The 18,222-nt window shown below is 45.8% G+C and carries 15 protein-coding genes and 1 pseudogene; 4 read left to right on the forward strand and 12 right to left on the reverse strand.

Going from position 1 to position 18,222, the window contains the following annotated elements:
- Positions 1-219, forward strand: a pseudogene (locus tag T538_RS18425) (IS5/IS1182 family transposase); the annotation flags it as partial.
- Positions 220-588: 369 nt separating this feature from the next.
- Here T538_RS18425 and T538_RS0110870 read toward each other — a convergent pair.
- From T538_RS0110870 to topA, 7 genes are all read right to left on the reverse strand, one after another.
- Positions 589-1,293 (reverse strand): M48 family metallopeptidase, encoded by a 705-nt coding sequence (locus T538_RS0110870; protein ID WP_031533803.1) that lies wholly within the window; start codon positions 1,291-1,293, stop codon positions 589-591.
- A gap of 170 nt (positions 1,294-1,463) precedes the next feature.
- Positions 1,464-1,973 (reverse strand): hypothetical protein, encoded by a 510-nt coding sequence (locus T538_RS0110875; protein WP_031533805.1) that lies wholly within the window; start codon positions 1,971-1,973, stop codon positions 1,464-1,466.
- A complete protein-coding gene (locus T538_RS0110880; RefSeq protein ID WP_031533806.1) occupies positions 1,963-2,478 on the reverse strand; it encodes an RNA polymerase sigma factor in 516 nt (171 codons plus the stop codon). Before T538_RS0110880 ends, T538_RS0110875 begins: the two co-directional genes overlap by 11 nt.
- Positions 2,479-2,547: 69 nt before the next feature.
- On the reverse strand, positions 2,548-3,315 hold the full coding sequence (gene argB / locus T538_RS0110885; protein WP_031533807.1) for an acetylglutamate kinase: 768 nt from the start codon (positions 3,313-3,315) through the stop codon (positions 2,548-2,550).
- A 3-nt stretch (positions 3,316-3,318) separates the two neighbouring features.
- Positions 3,319-5,214 (reverse strand): biosynthetic arginine decarboxylase, encoded by a 1,896-nt coding sequence (speA, locus tag T538_RS0110890; protein WP_031533808.1) that lies wholly within the window; start codon positions 5,212-5,214, stop codon positions 3,319-3,321.
- 60 nt (positions 5,215-5,274) lie between these two features.
- A complete protein-coding gene (locus T538_RS0110895; protein ID WP_031533809.1) occupies positions 5,275-5,802 on the reverse strand; it encodes a shikimate kinase in 528 nt (175 codons plus the stop codon).
- A 4-nt stretch (positions 5,803-5,806) separates the two neighbouring features.
- Positions 5,807-8,167, reverse strand: coding sequence for a type I DNA topoisomerase (gene topA, locus T538_RS0110900; RefSeq protein ID WP_031533810.1), 2,361 nt, complete (start codon positions 8,165-8,167; stop codon positions 5,807-5,809).
- Between the two features lie 117 nt (positions 8,168-8,284).
- On the opposite strand from topA, the gene dprA reads away from it, so the two are divergent.
- Positions 8,285-9,403, forward strand: coding sequence for a DNA-processing protein DprA (dprA, locus tag T538_RS0110905; RefSeq protein ID WP_031533811.1), 1,119 nt, complete (start codon positions 8,285-8,287; stop codon positions 9,401-9,403).
- Positions 9,404-10,011: 608 nt separating this feature from the next.
- On the opposite strand, the gene T538_RS0110920 is transcribed toward dprA, so the two are convergent.
- Together T538_RS0110920 and T538_RS0110925 are read right to left on the reverse strand one after the other, a co-directional pair.
- Positions 10,012-10,665, reverse strand: coding sequence for a CatA-like O-acetyltransferase, family 2 (locus T538_RS0110920; protein WP_031533813.1), 654 nt, complete (start codon positions 10,663-10,665; stop codon positions 10,012-10,014).
- Positions 10,666-10,747: 82 nt separating this feature from the next.
- Positions 10,748-11,569 carry a helix-turn-helix domain-containing protein gene (locus T538_RS0110925; protein WP_031533814.1) on the reverse strand — a complete coding sequence of 274 codons (822 nt, stop codon included), beginning with the start codon at positions 11,567-11,569 and terminating at the stop codon, positions 10,748-10,750.
- Between the two features lie 199 nt (positions 11,570-11,768).
- On the opposite strand from T538_RS0110925, the gene T538_RS0110930 reads away from it, so the two are divergent.
- Positions 11,769-12,266, forward strand: coding sequence for a hypothetical protein (locus tag T538_RS0110930; RefSeq protein WP_155993132.1), 498 nt, complete (start codon positions 11,769-11,771; stop codon positions 12,264-12,266).
- Between the two features lie 357 nt (positions 12,267-12,623).
- On the opposite strand, the gene T538_RS0110935 is transcribed toward T538_RS0110930, so the two are convergent.
- The 3 genes from T538_RS0110935 to T538_RS0110945 are packed head-to-tail and all read right to left on the reverse strand — an operon-like array spanning position 12,624 to position 16,108.
- Positions 12,624-13,382, reverse strand: coding sequence for a succinate dehydrogenase/fumarate reductase iron-sulfur subunit (locus tag T538_RS0110935; RefSeq protein WP_031533816.1), 759 nt, complete (start codon positions 13,380-13,382; stop codon positions 12,624-12,626).
- 35 nt (positions 13,383-13,417) lie between these two features.
- Positions 13,418-15,397: a fumarate reductase/succinate dehydrogenase flavoprotein subunit gene (locus T538_RS0110940; RefSeq protein ID WP_031533817.1), complete on the reverse strand. Its 1,980-nt coding sequence runs from the start codon at positions 15,395-15,397 to the stop codon at positions 13,418-13,420.
- Between the two features lie 36 nt (positions 15,398-15,433).
- Positions 15,434-16,108: a succinate dehydrogenase cytochrome b subunit gene (locus T538_RS0110945; protein ID WP_031533818.1), complete on the reverse strand. Its 675-nt coding sequence runs from the start codon at positions 16,106-16,108 to the stop codon at positions 15,434-15,436.
- Between the two features lie 217 nt (positions 16,109-16,325).
- Between T538_RS0110945 and mnmG the strand changes: the two genes are divergently transcribed.
- Positions 16,326-18,197 (forward strand): tRNA uridine-5-carboxymethylaminomethyl(34) synthesis enzyme MnmG, encoded by a 1,872-nt coding sequence (mnmG, locus tag T538_RS0110955; protein ID WP_031533819.1) that lies wholly within the window; start codon positions 16,326-16,328, stop codon positions 18,195-18,197.
- Positions 18,198-18,222: the final 25 nt, after the last annotated feature.

The raw sequence follows: 18,222 nt of genomic DNA on the forward strand, positions 1-18,222 counted from the left end.
CAGTACAAGCGCTTCCGTCACTTCGGCAAGGGCAAGGTCACCATGGACTTTGCCTTCTTCGCCATTGCCTTTGACATCAAGAAAATGGCTGCCGTGATGAGAAAACAGGCACAGAACGGTCTCTCAAAGGCTGTTTTTATACCAATATACCGACTATATAACGCAAAATGCGGCTTCGTGGGTGCTTGTGACAGATTTTACATCAAAAAAGCGGCATAGAAAGAATCTTTCCACGCCGTGCCTGTAAAAAAACAAATAAGAGGATGTGCCTATTTTGACACACCCTCCTTTTTTTATTACCATTGTTTTCACCACAAAAGCCCAAATAACAATATGCAAAACATCCTAACCGTTATGCAGGAAAGAGCCAGAGAAGCAACATTCAAGGTTGCTTCAGGGTACGGGCAAGGTTCGGGAAAGTAAGCCGGAGGGTTAGGAGTAGATTTGTGGTAGGAACGGGGTAGCTTCGGGGTAGCTTCGGAGTAGCAACGGGGAAGGTACGGAGAAGAAACGGAGAAACAAGCCACACACAAGCCATATCTGCTTATCGTTTTATTTAGCGAAAAGATACAAACTAAGAACATCACGCTACAAAGCCGTATGGAACGATTTAAGCTCGTTTCGTACGGCTTTGCTGTTTCCTCCAATGCACTTGTCGAGCAAAGCCCAGAAACGTGCTCCGTGGTTCATCTCGACCGTGTGGCACAGTTCGTGCAGAAGAACGTACTCGATGAGATGCTTGGGCAGAAGCATCAGATAGAGCGACAGATTTATGTGCCTCTTTGCCGAACAACTCCCCCAATTGCTTCGGTTAGCCTTTATCGTCACGCCCGAATAGATGAAACCGTGCTTTTCGGCCAATTCGTGCAGCATTTTTGGCAGAAACAGCTTAGCCTCAGCCCTAACCACATTCATTATTGCCTCTCTGAGCCATTTCTGGCGCTCTGGAGCGAATGTTTCGCCCTGCGGGTAGAAGAGTACCGCCTCGCCCATTTTAACGCGAATTTGGTAGCTTTCAGACTTTATCGGCTCGAAACGCAGCGAAAAACAGTCTGTCTGTATGCCGAAAGATGCATCGATGACGGTTTCGCGCGTTTTCCGGTTCTTCAGCTTCAGCAAGGAACTGCGCGACTTGTCGATGGCATTCAGCACATCTCTCCGCGTTGTACGAAGCGGACAAGTAACCCTAATTCCGCCGTCGACCGCACGCATAACGATGCGATATCTCGCCTTCGGATTAGGGCAGACCGAAATAACGCCCAATTCATCGTCGATGAAACTATATTCGTTCATGTTGGTTCTAAATAAAAGTAAGCTCCTTCTGTTAGAAAGAGCTTACTACTTGTAGTAATTTTTGTTATGAAAATTTGAGAGAGAGTTCGAAGCTTCACAGCTTCCGAAAAAAGATTGTTTTATTAAGCACTATATATTTAAAAAGCAAATAGAAATATCTTCTGGTTGTGTTACTCCTTCACCCCGTTTTTCTCGACGTTTACCGAAGTAACAGAATCTCCGTCAATTGTTTTGTTGAGACCTTCCGAAACCATCATCAGCGACGATGGCTCTTCGTTTACGATATGGCTCTGGCGTGCATATCCAGCCTTGTCTACAACGCTGCTGTAATCGTTCTCGGCATTGTTCTTATCGATAGCCTTCTCTGCCGCAATGCCGAGCGTGAGGAACACCGCTACCACAGCCACCGCCTTGTAGAATGGCTTCATGCTGCTGGCAAACGATACCTTGCGTGCCTTGACTGTTGTCTTGTTAATCTCGGCCATAACGCGCTCGTCAAAATCAACTCCGAGCTGCAGGTCGCGCTGCTCCTTCTCGTAGACGAAAAGCGAACGGTAAGGCAGCAGCTCAACAGGCACTTCTCCCTGACTGAAGAACGTGCGCAGAATCTGCTCCTCCTCAATTGTTGTCTCGCACTTCCAATAGCGCTCCAAAAGTTGATGTATGTATTTATAGTCCATAATTCTCGAATTCTAAAAATTTTTGTTTTATTTTCTGGCGTCCTCTGAAGATCGACACTTTTACATCTTCTTCGGTTATGCCCATTATGTCGGCGATATCCTTGTAATTCTTTCCCTCGATTTCTCTTAGTTGGATGGCTATTTTCTGTTTGTCCGGCAGACTGTTTATGAGTCTGTGAACCAGCTCAACCCTATCCTTCAGTTCGAGGCTCGACTCGGGATTGTCGCTTATCTCGGCAGAATCATGAAGTGCTTCGTCCAACTGAATGTTCTGGGCATCTTTCTTCTCGTGTCTGTCGAGAGACAGGTTTTTACAGATGGTCATGCAATAAGCCTCAATCGATTCGAGTTCGTCCCATTCATCGCGTTTGTTCCAAACCCTTATGAGAGTGTCCTGTACCACATCTTCCGCCTCACCAGTGTCCATCGTGATTCGGAGTGCCAACCTGTAAAGTTTGTTCTTCAGTGGCAGCACATCGTTCTTGAAACTTATCTCATTTTTCATCGTCCCTATATGCAAGACGGACGGGAATAACAGAAGTTACACCCGTCCGCAATATTTTTTCATATTTTTTTATTCGATTATGGTTCCGTGCTTTCCGTCGATGGCTGTAGAGAGGGTTATATTCACCTTTTTCACGCCGCTATGAATGGCATTGAAAGCATTTTCGAGTTTCGGAATCATTCCGCCTTCAACGATTCCCTGCTCAACGAGTTGCTTGAATTCGGGCTCTGTAATATGCGGAATAACGCTGTCATCGTCGTTGGCATCGCGAAGAACGCCTTTTTTCTCGAAACAATAAACCAAGGTTACGTCGAAGAACTTAGACAGGGCTTTTGCCGTTTCGCCTGCGATGGTATCGGCATTTGTGTTTAGCAGATTGCCGTTGCCGTCGTGTGTAAGCGGTGCCATCACCGGAACGATTCCCTGTTGAATGAGAGTTGATAGCATCTTTCCGTTAGCCTCATCAACATCGCCCACGAAGCCGTAATCAACGTCTTTCACAGGACGTTTGTGACTTCTGATGGCGTTCATGTCAGCTCCGGTGAGTCCCAAGGCATTTACGCCGCATGCCTGAAGTTTTGCCACGATATTCTTGTTCACCAATCCGCCGTAAACCATCGTAACGACTTTAAGCATCTCGGCATCGGTTATTCTGCGTCCGTTTACCATCTGGCTCTCTATGCCGAGTTGTGCGGCAATCTTTGTTGCCGAGCGGCCTCCGCCGTGAACCAAGACTTTATATCCTTCGATTGCCGAAAAATCCTTCAGAAGTTGCTGTAGGCTTTCTTCCTCCTCGACGATTTTTCCGCCGACCTTTATGACTGTTAACTTTTCCATCCTTTATTTTTCCAAATAAGTGTAACCATAAAGTCCCGAACGATAGTTGTTCAAGAACTCTCTGCCCTGCTCGAGCGAGATTTTGCCGTCTTTTACAGCCTTTGTAACCCAAGTCTCGAGTGTGCGAACCATCTTCTTTGTGTTATACTGAACGTAGTCGAGCACTTCGTCTACGGTTTCGCCGTCGATAATCTGATTTATCTTGTATCCGTCCTTATCAACAGAAACGTGGACGGCATTGGTGTCGCCGAACAAGTTGTGCAAGTCGCCCAAAATCTCCTGATATGCTCCGACGAGGAACACACCGAGATAGTAAGGCTCGCCCTTCTTTAGAGGATGCACAGGCAGAGTGTGCGAATTATAGTTTGATGTTACGAAATTGGCTATTTTACCGTCGCTGTCGCAAGTTATATCCTGAATAGTGGCGTTGCGCGTTGGTTTTTCGTCCAATCGCTGGATAGGAACGATTGGGAAGAGTTGGTCTATCGCCCACGAATCAGGCAACGACTGGAACAGCGAGAAGTTGCAGAAATACTTGTCAGCAAGCAGTTTGTCAATCTTTCGCAACTCGTCTGGAATGTGTTTCTGGCTCTGTGCCAACGAGTTAATCTCGTGGCAGACGCTCCAGTACATCTGCTCGATGTCCGAACGTGTCTTCAAATCAACCAAGCCGTGAGCAAACAGGTCGAGTGCCTCCTCGCGAATCTGCTGAACATCGTGCCAATCCTCGAGCATCGTGCGAGTGCTCAGATGGCACCAGATGTCGTAAATATCGCGCACAAGTTTGTGAGCCTCTGGATTAGCCTCGTATTCCTCTGGCATCTCAGGCAGAGAAGCCGTTTCGAGCACCTCCATTATCAGTACCGAATGATGAGCGGCAAGCGAGCGTCCGCCCTCGGTGATAAGGTTTGGATGAGGAACGCCGTTTTTGTCAGCCGCCTCGACAAACGTGTAGACGCAGTCGTTTACATACTCCTGAATTGAGTAGTTTACCGAACTTTCGCTGTTAGAAGAGCGTGTTCCGTCGTAATCAACACCCAAGCCGCCGCCGCAGTCAACGAAATCCACGCCATAGCCCATCTTGCGGAGCTGAACATAGAAGTTCGAAGCCTCGCGAAGGGCAGTCTGTATTCTGCGAATCTTTGTAATCTGGCTTCCGATGTGGAAATGAATGAGTTTCAGGCAATCCTGAAGTCCTTTCTCCTGAAGAATCTCAAGAGCCTTCAGAACCTCGCTCGAGGTAAGTCCGAACTTGCTGGCATCGCCGCCGCTCTCTTCCCACTTGCCGCTTCCCGAAGAAGCCAGTTTAATGCGTATTCCAATATTCGGGCGCACATCGAACTTCTTGGCAGCCTGCGCAATAAGTTCGAGTTCGTTCATCTTCTCAACCACTATGAAGATGCGCTTTCCCATCTTCTGCGCCAGAATGGCGAGTTCGATGTAGCTCTGGTCTTTGTATCCGTTGCACACAATCAGCGAGTCGCTGTCCATGTTTACGGAGATAACGGCATGAAGTTCAGGCTTTGAGCCTGCCTCAAGACCGAGGTTATATTTTTTGCCGTGTCCGATAATCTCCTCAACAACAGGGCGCATCTGGTTTACCTTGATTGGGTAGATGATGAAGTTCTCTGCATTGTAGTTGTACTCCTTTGCAGCCTTGGCAAAACAGTTTGCAGTCTTCTCGATACGATTATCAAGGATGTCGGGGAATCGTACGAGCACTGGAGCCGACACATCGCGCAGCGACAGCTCGTCCATCAGTTCCTTAAGGTCTACCTCAACTCCATCCTTACGCGGAGTAACCACCATGTGACCTTTCTCATTGATGTTGAAATAATTCACACCCCAACCACAAATGTTGTAGAGTTCAGAAGAATCCTCAACACGCCATTTTCTCATTTTTCTGTGTCAAATAAAAATTGTAAATAATATAGTTTCAGTTCATGCAATTGTGCCGACCTACAAACCGAGCAAATCGACAATTTTACCAACCGACAGTTTTACGTCGGCTATAGTGTCGAGCGGATCGACGTTGAATATATGTTTTGCCTTGCTATAGAACGGCTCGCGCACTTTGAGCGACTCGGTTATGAACGAGAGCATCTCTTCTTCGGTCTTGTCCTTTAGCAGCGGACGCTTGCTTTTTCCGTATTCAAGATGATGGCACAAAACCTCGGGACTTGCCTTGAGATAGACCGTCATCGCCTGCTGGTTCATGTATTCCATGTTGTCGAAGAAACATGGCGTTCCGCCGCCCGACGAGATTATTACATTCTCGAATTCGGCAACCTCGTGAAGCATGTTTCGCTCAATCTCGCGGAATCCGCTCTCGCCTTTCTCGGCAAAAATCTCGGTTATCTTGCGATGAAAGCGGTCTTCGATATACCAGTCGAGGTCGAAGAATGTCATCTTCAGTTGGTCAGACAGGGCTTTGCCTATTGTTGTCTTGCCAGCCCCCATGTAGCCTACGAATATTACTCTCTTCATGGACTTATTTCTTAGCAGCCGTCTTGCGTGTTGTTGTCTTTCGGGCTGTCGTTCTTGTCTTCTTGGCTCCCGATGCAGGCTGAGCCTTGATAATCTCCATACATTGCTCAAGAGTCAGTTCAGCAGGCTTCTCAACCGTCTTTGGCAGACGATAGTTTGTGCCGTCGTAGGCGATATACGGTCCGAATCGGCCATTCAGAATCTCGAGTTTCGGCTCTTCGTCGAAACTCTTGATGTGCTTCTCAGCCTCGGCCTTGCGCTTAGCCTCGATAAGGTCGATGGCTGTATGCAGAGCCAATGTCATCGGGTTGAAATCCTTCGGAACAGACACATACACGCCGTTGTGATAAACGTATGGTCCGAATCGGCCTGTGCCGACCTTTACAGTCTTGCCCTCAAACTCGCCAAGGATTCGCGGCAGTTTGAACAGGTCGAGAGCCTCTTCGAGAGTGATTGTGTCCATTCTCTGTCCCGGCTTCATCTGGGCAAAGCGAGGCTTCTCCTCGTCCTCAGCCGTACCAATCTGAACGACAGGGCCAAAGCGGCCGATTTTGACGAATACAGGCTTGCCGCTGGCTGGGTCGATGCCAAGTTCATGCTCGCCAACCTTGTGCTCGCTCTGAAGATGCGAAGCCTTCTCTACCATCGGTTCAAAATCGCCGTAGAATCGGCGCATAAGGTCGGTCCATTCAATGCTTCCCTCTGCCACCTCATCGAAATCCTTCTCTACATTTGCCGTAAAGTTGTAATCAAGGATTGATGTAAAATGCTCAGAAAGGAAGTCGTTTACAACCGTTCCTATATCTGTCGGAACGAGCTTTGCCTTCTCGTATCCAGTATTTTCCTGTTTTGTTTCGGATGTGATGCCCTTCTCGTTGAGTGTGAGGACGGCATAATCGCGCGGAGTTCCCTGCTGGTCAGCCTTCTCTACATACTCTCTCTGCTGGATTGTTGAGATTGTAGGAGCATATGTTGACGGACGGCCGATGCCAAGTTCCTCCATCTTGTGAACGAGGCTTGCCTCGGTATAGCGTGGCGGATGCTGAGTGAAACGCTCCATAGCCACGATTTCCTTGCGCTTAAGGTCTTCGCCCTTGCTAAGCGGCGGAAGAAGGCTTGTGCTCTCGTCCTCGCTTGCGTCCTCATCGCTCGACTCGCGGTAAACCTTCAGGAAACCGTCGAAGACAAGAACCTCGCCGTTGGCAACGAATGTCTCAGCACGGTTAGAGATTTTAATCGTAACGGTTGTCTTTTCCATCTCGGCCTCAGCCATCTGCGATGCGAGAGTACGCTTCCAAATCAGGTCGTACAGGCGTTTTTCCTGAGAATTGCCGTCGATGGCGTTATTCTCCATATATGTTGGGCGGATAGCCTCGTGAGCCTCCTGCGCGCCCTTAATCTTGGTTGTAAACTGGCGAGAGTGAAGATACTTCTCGCCCATCTTTTCAGAGATAACCTGCTTGCAGGCATTTATACACAGAGCCGAGAGGTTTACCGAGTCGGTTCGCATGTATGTTATAAGTCCCGATTCGTACAACTTCTGTGCAACGCTCATCGTCTGCGATACTGAGAAACCGAGTTTGCGCGCTGCCTCCTGCTGCAATGTTGATGTAGTGAAAGGTGCAGCCGGATATTTCTTCAGCGGTTTTGTTACGATGTCGCTTACGGTGTATTCTGCCGCCTCACATTCCTTCAGGAAGTCTTCGGCTTCCTTTTGGGTTTTGAATCGGGTTGAAAGTTCCGCCTTCATCTCAACGGTTCTGTTTCCGTCGGGAACGAGGAACACGGCAACAACGCGGAATGCCGACTCAACCTTGTAGTTCTTAATTTCGCGCTCGCGCTCAACGATAAGACGAACGGCAACGCTCTGCACGCGTCCGGCAGAAAGCTGCGGCTTTACCTTTCGCCAAAGCACAGGCGACAGTTTGAAGCCAACGATGCGGTCGAGCACGCGACGTGCCTGCTGTGCCTTTACCAAGTTGATGTCAATCTCACGCGGATTCTCGATAGCCTTAAGAATGGCTGGCTTTGTAATTTCGTGGAATACAATGCGCTTTGTCTTCTCGGGAGTTAGTCCGAGCACCTCGTACAAGTGCCATGAAATGGCCTCTCCCTCGCGGTCCTCATCGGATGCAAGCCACACAGTATCTGCCTTCTTAGCCTCTTCCTTCAGGCTTTCTACTATCTTGTATTTGTCTTCAGGAATTTCATAATTCGGAGTAAATGTGTCTACGTCAATACTGAACTCCTTCTTTTTAAGGTCGCGGATATGTCCGTAACTCGACATCACCTTGTAATCTTTTCCCAGAAACTTCTCGATAGTCTTCGCCTTGGCAGGAGACTCTACAATTACCAGATTTTTCATTCTTTTGATTTCTCTGTTTTTATTTTTCGTGGCAAAAGTATGAAAAAAATAAATATAATGTGTATATTTGCGAATAGATTTTAATTTAACTCATAAAACCTTTATCTTTTTATCGTTATGAACGACCAAGAAATACTGAATGTCATGACGCTGACGCTACTACCGAAACTTGGCTCAAGCAATGCAAAAATTCTCTACGAAACTTTCGGTTCGGCTACCGAACTTTTCAATAACATCGAATACATAAAGGATTATCTCCCCAACGCATCAGAACTTCTGATAAAAACGCTCTCGTCGCACAACGATTATCTGCCACGGGCGGAAAAGGAACTGAAGTTTGCCGACGAGAAACGGATAAGATGCCTTTCCATCGGCGATTCGGACTATCCGCAAAGGCTCAAGGATTGCAGCGATGCTCCCCTGCTCATCTACTACAAGGGAAATGCAAGCCTAACGCCGCCCAAGAGCATAAGCATCGTTGGCACCCGCCATTGCACCGAATACGGAAAGGAACTATGCCGCAGGTTTGTGTCGGATTTGAGGGAAGCCGTGCCCGATGTTCAGATTATCAGCGGACTTGCCTACGGAATTGACATCGAGGCACACAGGAATGCACTCGACAGCGGTCTCGACACAATTGGAGTGCTCGCTCACGGTCTCGACCAGATTTATCCGTCGTCGCATCGCTCCACGGCTATAAAGATGCTCAGCCAAGGCGGACTGGTAACAGAATACATGTCGGGAACGAATGCCGACAAGTTCAACTTTGTAAAAAGAAACCGGATTGTTGCCGGACTGGCCGACGTTACGGTAATAATCGAGAGCAAGAACAAAGGCGGCAGTCTTATCACGGCAGATATTGCCGAGAGTTACAACCGCGATGTCTGCGCCTTTCCCGGAAGGGTTACCGACGAGAACTCGGCTGGCTGCAACCGTCTTATTCAGGAAAACCATGCCAACATGATTACCTGCGCCGACGACTTGGTTAAACTGATGCGCTGGAACGCTCGTCCTGCAAAGAAGAAATCGGTTCAGCAAGAATTGTTCATCGAACTTTCGGAAAACGAGCAGGCCGTTTGCAACGTTCTGAAAGATTGCGACAGCAAACAGATAAATCAGATTGCCGTCGAGACAAATATTCCGGTCCACGAGGTTAGCGTGGTTCTTTTTGAACTCGAGATGAAGGGTGTGACAAAATGCCTTAACGGCGGAAACTACAGGCTTATCAGACTCTGAAAATAGGACTAATTGTTCAGATATTGAACAAATTGTTCTTTCTTCGGAAACAGCGTAAAATCGCGCTCCAAAAATTTTGCTGTCAATATTTTAACCCATATATTTGCATCAGAAAACAAAACAAAATCAGAACCAAGAAACTAAAAAATATAAAACAGGTAAAGCGAAGATAGGTTTAAAGATTGTGGTAACAATTAGGTAAGATCAAAGGTAAAAGATTTTGGATAAGAAAGAAGATATAGGTAAACGCAAAAACAAAAGCAACGTTTTATTAGGTAATTCTAAAAAGGAAAAGATTCAGAGTGATGGATATCTTAATTTGTTTAACACTCAATTTGGATTACGAGGTTAAAGACAAAAAGGAGAAGCTGCACAGAGCTTCTCTTTTTGTTTTTATATACCCTCTCCACACGCAAGTTTGGCATAAGCATTTTCGCAACAATATACAAAGCAATGAATTATCATACAGAAAAAACGGCAAAAAGCCACTTTCAAGGTTCGAGATAGCAAGATGGTAGCAAGTAGATAGTAAGTAGGTAGCAAGATGGTAGGTTCGAGATACGTATATTGATGCAATAACGAAATATCTCATTGCCAGAATAGGAGCATTATGAATTTATGCCGAACGTGGACGTACATTTCACTTTCAGCCCGTCAATCTCGTTCTGAATAGCATTGAGAAAGCGTGCCGCATGCGCACCGTCCATCTGCGTGTGATGAAACTGGAACGAAATGTTCAGATATAATCTAAAGAAACGACGTGAATAGCGTCCCCACATGATAAACGGATTATTAAATATTCCGCTATACATACCTCCGGCACAAACCAATTCTGTATCAACAATTGCTGAAGTGCCAATTACCATACAGTCGTCCGACAAATCGCGGTTAGCGCATGTTTCCGCCACTTCTGCTGTGTATCGCATATAATCCCCGCAATATCTCTCAAAATCGCCATCAAACTCGATATCGCACGAACTCACCTCACCCGTGCGGTTCTTCACAATTGTGTTTATAGCAATTTTGTCAAACTCCATCAGTTTATCGCCTACGGGCAATAGCCAGAACTCCTTCTGACTGAGAGCCGCCTTGCCAATGCAATAGTCGAGCAGCATATTGAATTTCAGATGTTTCCTTCTGCTTTTCCTTACGATATTCGTCACATCCATTCTTTTCACGAATGTCACCATCGGGTTTGGCGCGTTTTTCCAGATTTCGAACTGACAACCTCTGGTTGTTTCCTGCGGATTTACTTCTTTCATACTCATTCTGATTCTTTTTTTTGATGAATTAGGCAGCAAAATTAGCCATAGCATCAGAATCGGGATAGAACAAAAGAGACATTCAGACGGGACTTGCAAACAAATCAGAGTGCAATGCCGTGTCTTTCAGCAGAACGGCCGGCGTACAACCGCAGAAATGCTTGAATTCGCGGCAAAAGTGCGACTGGTCTGAATATCCGCTTGCATAAGCTATCCGAGCCAGATTTACGTTTTGGCGAGAATGGTTCTGCATCAATAGCAAAGCCCGTTGAAAGCGGACGATTCGCGCATATTCCTTAGGATTGATACCGACGAGAGAACTGAATTCTCTCTCGAACTGCTTCTTGCCAAGGCATGCAACTGATGCCAAATCGCCCACCGTAGTCTGCGGAAAGCCGAGAATCTGCCGCACGGAAGTATCAATCCGGTCGATTTTACGAAGCGTTTCGGTCTTGCAGCTGGCAAGTCGTGCCAGAAGCCAGTTTTCGATGAGATTTATGGCGGTTTCATCGCTTCTACAATCAAAAATCCGCTCCGAAAGTCCGCTCAAACTTCGGTCGTCAAGATTGTAGCCAGATGTTTCAATGTTATAGAAGAGCGACGTCGGAACGTTAAGAAACGCGCTCATGGCATGAGGATGAAAAACGACGACAATCATATCCAAATCGCCTTCGGAACACAGATGAGACGAAAAGTTAACCTGTCCGCTGATTGTAAGCCGGTCCTGCGTGACGCAAAATTCGGGGATATAGAGCGGTTTTCTCCTATGGAAGATAATCTGTGTGCACCCGAGGGGAAAAGACAGCGTATTCAGCCTCATATCGCTTCTGAAAGCCCAATAGAAGCGTACAAAGGGCTGCAACATTCTGCAAGGCTTGTAAAATTTAAAATCATCTTGAATCATTCTACAAAACTAACGTTTTTTCTGCCGAACGGCGAAAAACGTGCTCTATTATCACCAATTACTATTGTTTCTGAAATAATTAACGTATTTTTGTAATAGCAAAATCTCTAATACTTGGGATTTTGTTATTACAAACACTTTTTAACTGCATATAAATATGATTTCATCTTTTAGTCTTGCTTATCGTCTCAAAAGAGGTATGTTAGAGATAGCTTCTGCAACACCAGATGATATATTGGATAAATACTTAGATCCTACTCAGACAGAAAAACTGCCTGAAGATGTGTGTTTCAAAGTTGCCGCTGGAAAAAAGGAATATGACCTCATTGGTTATTATCAAAACTGGCAGGTTTTTTATTCTCAGAGAATAATAGATGTTTTATCATTATTTATCGACATGTCAGATAAATGCTACCCTATTAAGATAGAAGGTGTAGAACAGCAGTATTATGTCATATACAATTTAAAAACATATCCTTTCTGGAACAGGGAAGAGACGATAACCATGAGGGATGATCCTTATTTCTTTGGAATTCAAGATGCCTCAATTCCTATTTTCGGGATTGAGGATACAGGTTTTGTCATAGTATCGGAAAAAGTTAAAGACGCATTGCTGAAAAGTAAAATTTCAAATATTGATTTAAATGAAACTTTCGGATGTTCAATTGAGGAATACAAAAAAAATAAAAGAATCTAATTTTAAGCCTCTGATACATATATACGAAGATAAATAGGGCAAATCTTTAACAACATCCCCCACTTGTGAGTTCCTTGGAGGAATCTTTTTTCTTAGAACAAAACTGAGAATTCGCCTCGGTCTCTCGTCCTTAATCAAGCGTAAACTGCCTGTAAGTTGAAAACGAAAAAAGGGGATTGTACCATAATAAGGAGTATAGCAAAAACATCTCCCGCCCTTGTCTGCACGGATGTGCTCAAGAAAGCATACAAAAAAAGTACAACCCCCAAATGCAAAAGTAAATATTATTTTGATAAAAACAAAAAAAGGCTCTGGATTTTACTCCAAAGCCTTCTATTTTATGACATTGACGTACTTTTAGTCGTTCAATTTAGCCTTGATGAACTCGCGGTTAAGACGAGCGATGTTAGAGATTGACTCGCACTTAGGACAAACAGCCTCACATGCGCGTGTGTTTGTACAGTTACCAAAGCCAAGCTCGTCCATACGCGCAACCATTGCCTTAGCACGCTTTGCAGCCTCAGGACGGCCCTGTGGCAACAAAGCCAACTGGCTAACCTTTGAAGATACGAACAACATTGCAGAACCGTTCTTACAAGCAGCAACGCAAGCACCGCAGCCGATACATGTTGCGCAGTCCATAGCCTCGTCGGCATCCTGCTTAGGGATAAGGATAGCGTTTGCATCCTGTGGCTGACCAGTACGAACTGAAGTGTAACCACCTGCCTGAATAATCTTGTCGAATGCAGAGCGGTCAACCATACAGTCCTTTATTACAGGGAAACCTGCTGAACGCCAAGGCTCTACAGTAATAACGTCGCCATCGTTGAACTTACGCATGTACAACTGGCAAGTTGTAGCGCCGCGCTCAGTCTTTCCGTGTGGAGTACCGTTGATGTAAAGAGAACACATACCACAGATACCCTCGCGACAGTCGTGGTCGAATACGAATGGTTCCTGACCCTCGTTGATAAGCTCTTCGTTAAGCATATCAAGCATTTCAAGGAAAGAAGTGTCGTCTGGCACGTTCTTCATCTCATGTGTATCGAAGTGTCCCTTGTCCTTAGGACCATTCTGCTTCCAATACTTTATAGTAAAACTTATATTTTTAGCCATTTTGTTTAATCTTTAAGTTTGTTCGACAAATTAAATTAGTTCTTGTAGTTACGAGTCTGTACCTTGATAGCCTCATAGTGAAGCGGCTCCTTTATAAGTGTTGGAGCAACCTCGTCAGAGCCCTGATACTCCCAGCAACCTACATAGAAGTAGTTCTCATCGTCACGCTTAGCCTCGCCCTCTTCTGTCTGGTACTCCTCACGGAAGTGACCACCACAGCTCTCGTTACGAGAAAGAGCATCGTATGCTACAAGTTCGCCCATTGTGATGAAGTCGCGCAAGTGGATAGCCTTGTCAAGCTCTACGTTCAAGCCCTCTTTTGTGCCCGGAATGAACAAGTTTGTCTCGAACTCCTTGCGAAGTTTCTTCAACAACTCAAGACCTTCCTTCAAGCCCTCGGCTGTACGTCCCATACCAACGTGCTCCCACATGATGTGACCAAGCTCCTTGTGGATAGAGTCAACAGAACGTTTACCCTTGATAGCCATCAACTTATCGATAGCCTCGTCTACGTTCTTTTCTGCCTCGGCAAATTCTGGAAGATCTGTAGAAAGACGTGGCCAGATTGTCTGGTCTGCCAAATAGTTCTGGATTGTGTAAGGCAATACGAAGTAACCGTCAGCCAAACCCTGCATCAACGCGCTGGCGCCCAGGCGGTTAGCACCATGATCAGAGAAATTACACTCACCAATTGCGAACAATCCCTTGATTGAAGTCTGAAGCTCGTAGTCAACCCAGATACCACCCATTGTGTAGTGGATAGCAGGATAAATCATCATTGGATTGTAGTACTCTACGCCATCGACAGTCTTTGCAAGCTCGCCTGGATTAACGTCGGTGATTTCCTCGTACATATCGAACAAGTTACCGTAACGAGCACGAATCTCGTCGATACCAAGACGCTGGATAGACTCAGAGAAGTCGAGGAATACTGCAAGACCTGTATTGTTTACGCCGAAGCCCTTGTCGCAACGCTCCTTAGCTGCACGTGATGCAACATCGCGTGGAACAAGGTTACCGAATGCAGGATAACGACGCTCCAAGTAGTAGTCGCGGTCTGCCTCAGGAATATCACTACCCTGAATCTCGCCTGACTGAAGCTTCTTAGCATCCTCAAGTTTCTTAGGAACCCAGATACGACCATCGTTACGCAATGACTCTGACATCAGAGTAAGCTTTGACTGGTTGTTTCCGTGAACTGGGATACAAGTTGGGTGAATCTGTACATAAGAAGGGTTTGCGAAGTAAGCACCCTTACGATAGCACTGAACAGCTGCTGTACAGTTACATCCCATAGCATTTGTTGAAAGGAAGTAAGCATTTCCGTAACCACCAGTTGCAATTACAACTGCGTTTGCAGAGAAACGCTCAAGCTTACCAGTTATAAGGTTCTTGGCAATGATACCGCGAGCACGACCGTCAACAATAACAACGTCCTCCATCTCGTAGCGAGTGTAGAGCTTAACCTTCTTTGCCTCGACCATGCGGCTAAGTGCTGAGTATGCACCAAGAAGAAGCTGCTGACCTGTCTGACCCTTTGCATAGAATGTACGAGATACCTGAGCACCACCGAATGAACGGTTTGCAAGCATACCGCCGTATTCGCGAGCGAATGGAACGCCCTGAGCAACACACTGGTCGATGATGTTGTTTGAAACCTCAGCCAAACGGTAAACGTTAGCCTCGCGAGCACGATAGTCGCCACCCTTTACAGTATCGTAGAACAAACGGTAAACAGAGTCGCCATCGTTCTGATAGTTCTTTGCTGCATTGATACCACCCTGTGCAGCGATAGAGTGAGCACGGCGTGGAGAATCCTGAATACAGAAATTCAGTACGTTGAAGCCCATCTCGCCAAGAGAAGCGGCAGCTGATGCACCTGCAAGACCTGTACCTACAACGATTACATCAAGACGAAGCTTGTTCTTAGGATTCACCAATTTCTGGTGTGCCTTGTAATTGGTCCACTTTTCTGCTACTGGACCCTCTGGAATTCTTGAATCTATTGTTGACATAATGATTTTTCGAATTTAAATGAATGAATAAAACTATCAAGCAGCAAATATTGAGAACTTAACAACTACTGCAAGGAACATAAGGATAATGATTGTTGAGAATACATAACCAATCATCTTCCAACGGTTAAACCAAATCTTACCGCTAACGCCAAGAGTCTGCATTGCACTCCAGAAGCCGTGTGTAAGATGGAACCACAAGGCAATAAGCCATAGTACATAGATTACTGAGTAAACAGGCTGTTTGAATGTCTGCTCGATGAATGCATAGCCGTCAGATGGCTTTGGAGTGTCGAAAGGACCAGAGATGCCAGCCAGCTCTGCAAACATCATATTGTACCAGAAATTGTACAAGTGCAGCAGCATACCAAGAATGATGATAATACCAAGGACAAGCATGTTCTGTGAAGCCCACTCAACCTTCTCTGGCTTGTTTGTAACAGCATAGGCATTGTTACCGCGAGCCTTTCTGTTCTGGTAATTCAAAATGAAAGCCATAACGAAGTGAACGACTACCAGTGCGCCAAGTCCAATAGTAGCTGCAACAGCATACCAATTTGCGCCCAAGAACTCACAAATCATGTTGTAGCCCTCAGCAGAGAACAATGCTACTACGTTCATTGACGCATGGAACGTCAAGAACAAGATAAGGGCAATGCCCGATACAGACATCACAACCTTACGTCCAATTGAAGAATCAATTAACCACATAAATGATTAAAAATTTAAAGTTATTTTATTATTAATACAAATTTGTTCTTGCCTTCTTTGCGCAAAAGTATACTAAAAAAATGAAATTTTACGGAATATATAAGGTAAAAAATCAATCCCGACCTAAAAAAAAGCGTTTGACACTCGTATTTGCAAACTACACATTTCAAAAGAAAATAATTTTGTTTATTTTTGCGCTAATATTAAAATCGGACTTATGGAATTTAAATTTGATGTGATTGTTATCGGCGCAGGACACGCTGGATGCGAAGCAGCGGCAGCCTCCGCCAATATGGGAGCCAAAACTTGCCTTATTACCATTGACATGAACAAAATCGGTCAGATGAGTTGTAATCCTGCCATCGGAGGCATCGCAAAAGGACAGATTGTCCGCGAAATCGATGCTCTCGGAGGATTCATGGGCATCGTCACCGACCGTACAGCCATTCAGTTCCGAATGCTTAACCGCTCTAAAGGTCCGGCAATGTGGAGTCCAAGAGCACAGTGCGACCGTGGCAAGTTTATCTGGGCATGGCGCGAGATTCTCGAAAACACTCCTAACCTAAGCATCTGGCAAGATGTTGTAAAGGAAATAATAGTAAAGGGCGATGAAATCGTTGGAGTAAAGACGATTCTCGATGTTGAATTCTATGCGAAATCGGTCGTTCTCACCGCAGGAACATTCCTTAACGGACTAATGCACTTCGGAAGAACACAAGTTCCGGGCGGACGAGTTGCCGAACCTGCCTCATACCATCTTACCGAATCGATAACGGCTCATGGCATTAACGCGGCACGAATGAAGACTGGAACTCCGGTAAGAATTGATGCACGAAGCGTTGATTTCTCGAAAATGGAGGTTCAGGACGGCGAAAACGACTTTCACAAGTTCTCTTATATGGGCGAATCGCGAAAACTGAAGCAACTTCCGTGCTGGACTTGCTACACAAATTCAGAAGTTCACAGAATTCTGAACGAAGGTCTGCCCGACTCCCCTCTCTACAACGGTCAAATCAAGAGTATCGGTCCGAGATACTGTCCGAGCATCGAGACAAAAATCGTAACATTCCCCGACAAGGAGCAGCATCCGTTATTTCTCGAGCCCGAAGGCGAAACAACACAGGAGATGTATTTGAACGGTTTCTCGTCTTCACTTCCGATAGATATTCAGCTAAACGCTCTAAAAAAAATCCCGGCTTTTGAGAATATCCAGCTTTATCGCCCGGGATATGCAATTGAATACGATTTCTTCGACCCTACACAGCTCACGCACACGCTCGAATCGAAGATTCTGAAAGGCTTGTTCTTTGCCGGACAGGTAAACGGCACAACAGGCTACGAGGAAGCCGGCGGTCAAGGAACAATTGCCGGAATAAACGCAGCTCTGCGTTGCAGCGGAAACAAGACTTTCACTCTCGGACGCGACGAAGCATATATTGGCGTTCTCATCGACGATTTGGTCACAAAGGGTGTGGACGAGCCTTACCGAATGTTTACTTCGAGAGCCGAATACAGAATCTTGCTCAGACAAGACGATGCAGATGCTCGCTTGACAGAAAAAGCATTCAACATCGGACTTGCAACCTCTGCCCGTTTTGAGTATTTCAAGAAGAAAGAAAAACAGATGAACGACATCGTTGAATTCTGCCAAAATTTCTCAATCAAGCAAGACAGAATAAATCCGTTTCTTGAGCGAGTTGGCGCTACCCCAATCAAGCAAGGTTGCAAGCTAATCGACTTGATTAGCCGTCCTCAGATTGGCATCGAAAACATATCTTCGCAAATCGAATCTTTCAGAAATCTTCTCGACAAGATTGATGACAGAAAAGACGAAATCATCGAAGCCACCGAGATACAGATAAAATACAAAGGTTACATCGAACGAGAGAAACTTGTGGCGGACAAAATGCAGCGTCTCGAGAACATCAAAATCAAGGGTCGCTTCAAGTACAACGAGATTCAGAATCTCTCGACCGAGGCTCGCCAGAAGCTCACGAAAATCGACCCCGAATCTCTGGCTCAGGCAAGTCGAATTCCGGGCGTTTCACCGAGCGATGTCAACATCCTGCTCGTGCTCCTCGGAAGGTGATTTTAGGCTGGGTTTCACGTGAAAC

The sequence above is a fragment of the Bacteroides sp. Ga6A2 genome (assembly GCF_000702225.1).
Classification (GTDB): domain Bacteria; phylum Bacteroidota; class Bacteroidia; order Bacteroidales; family Bacteroidaceae; genus Ga6A1.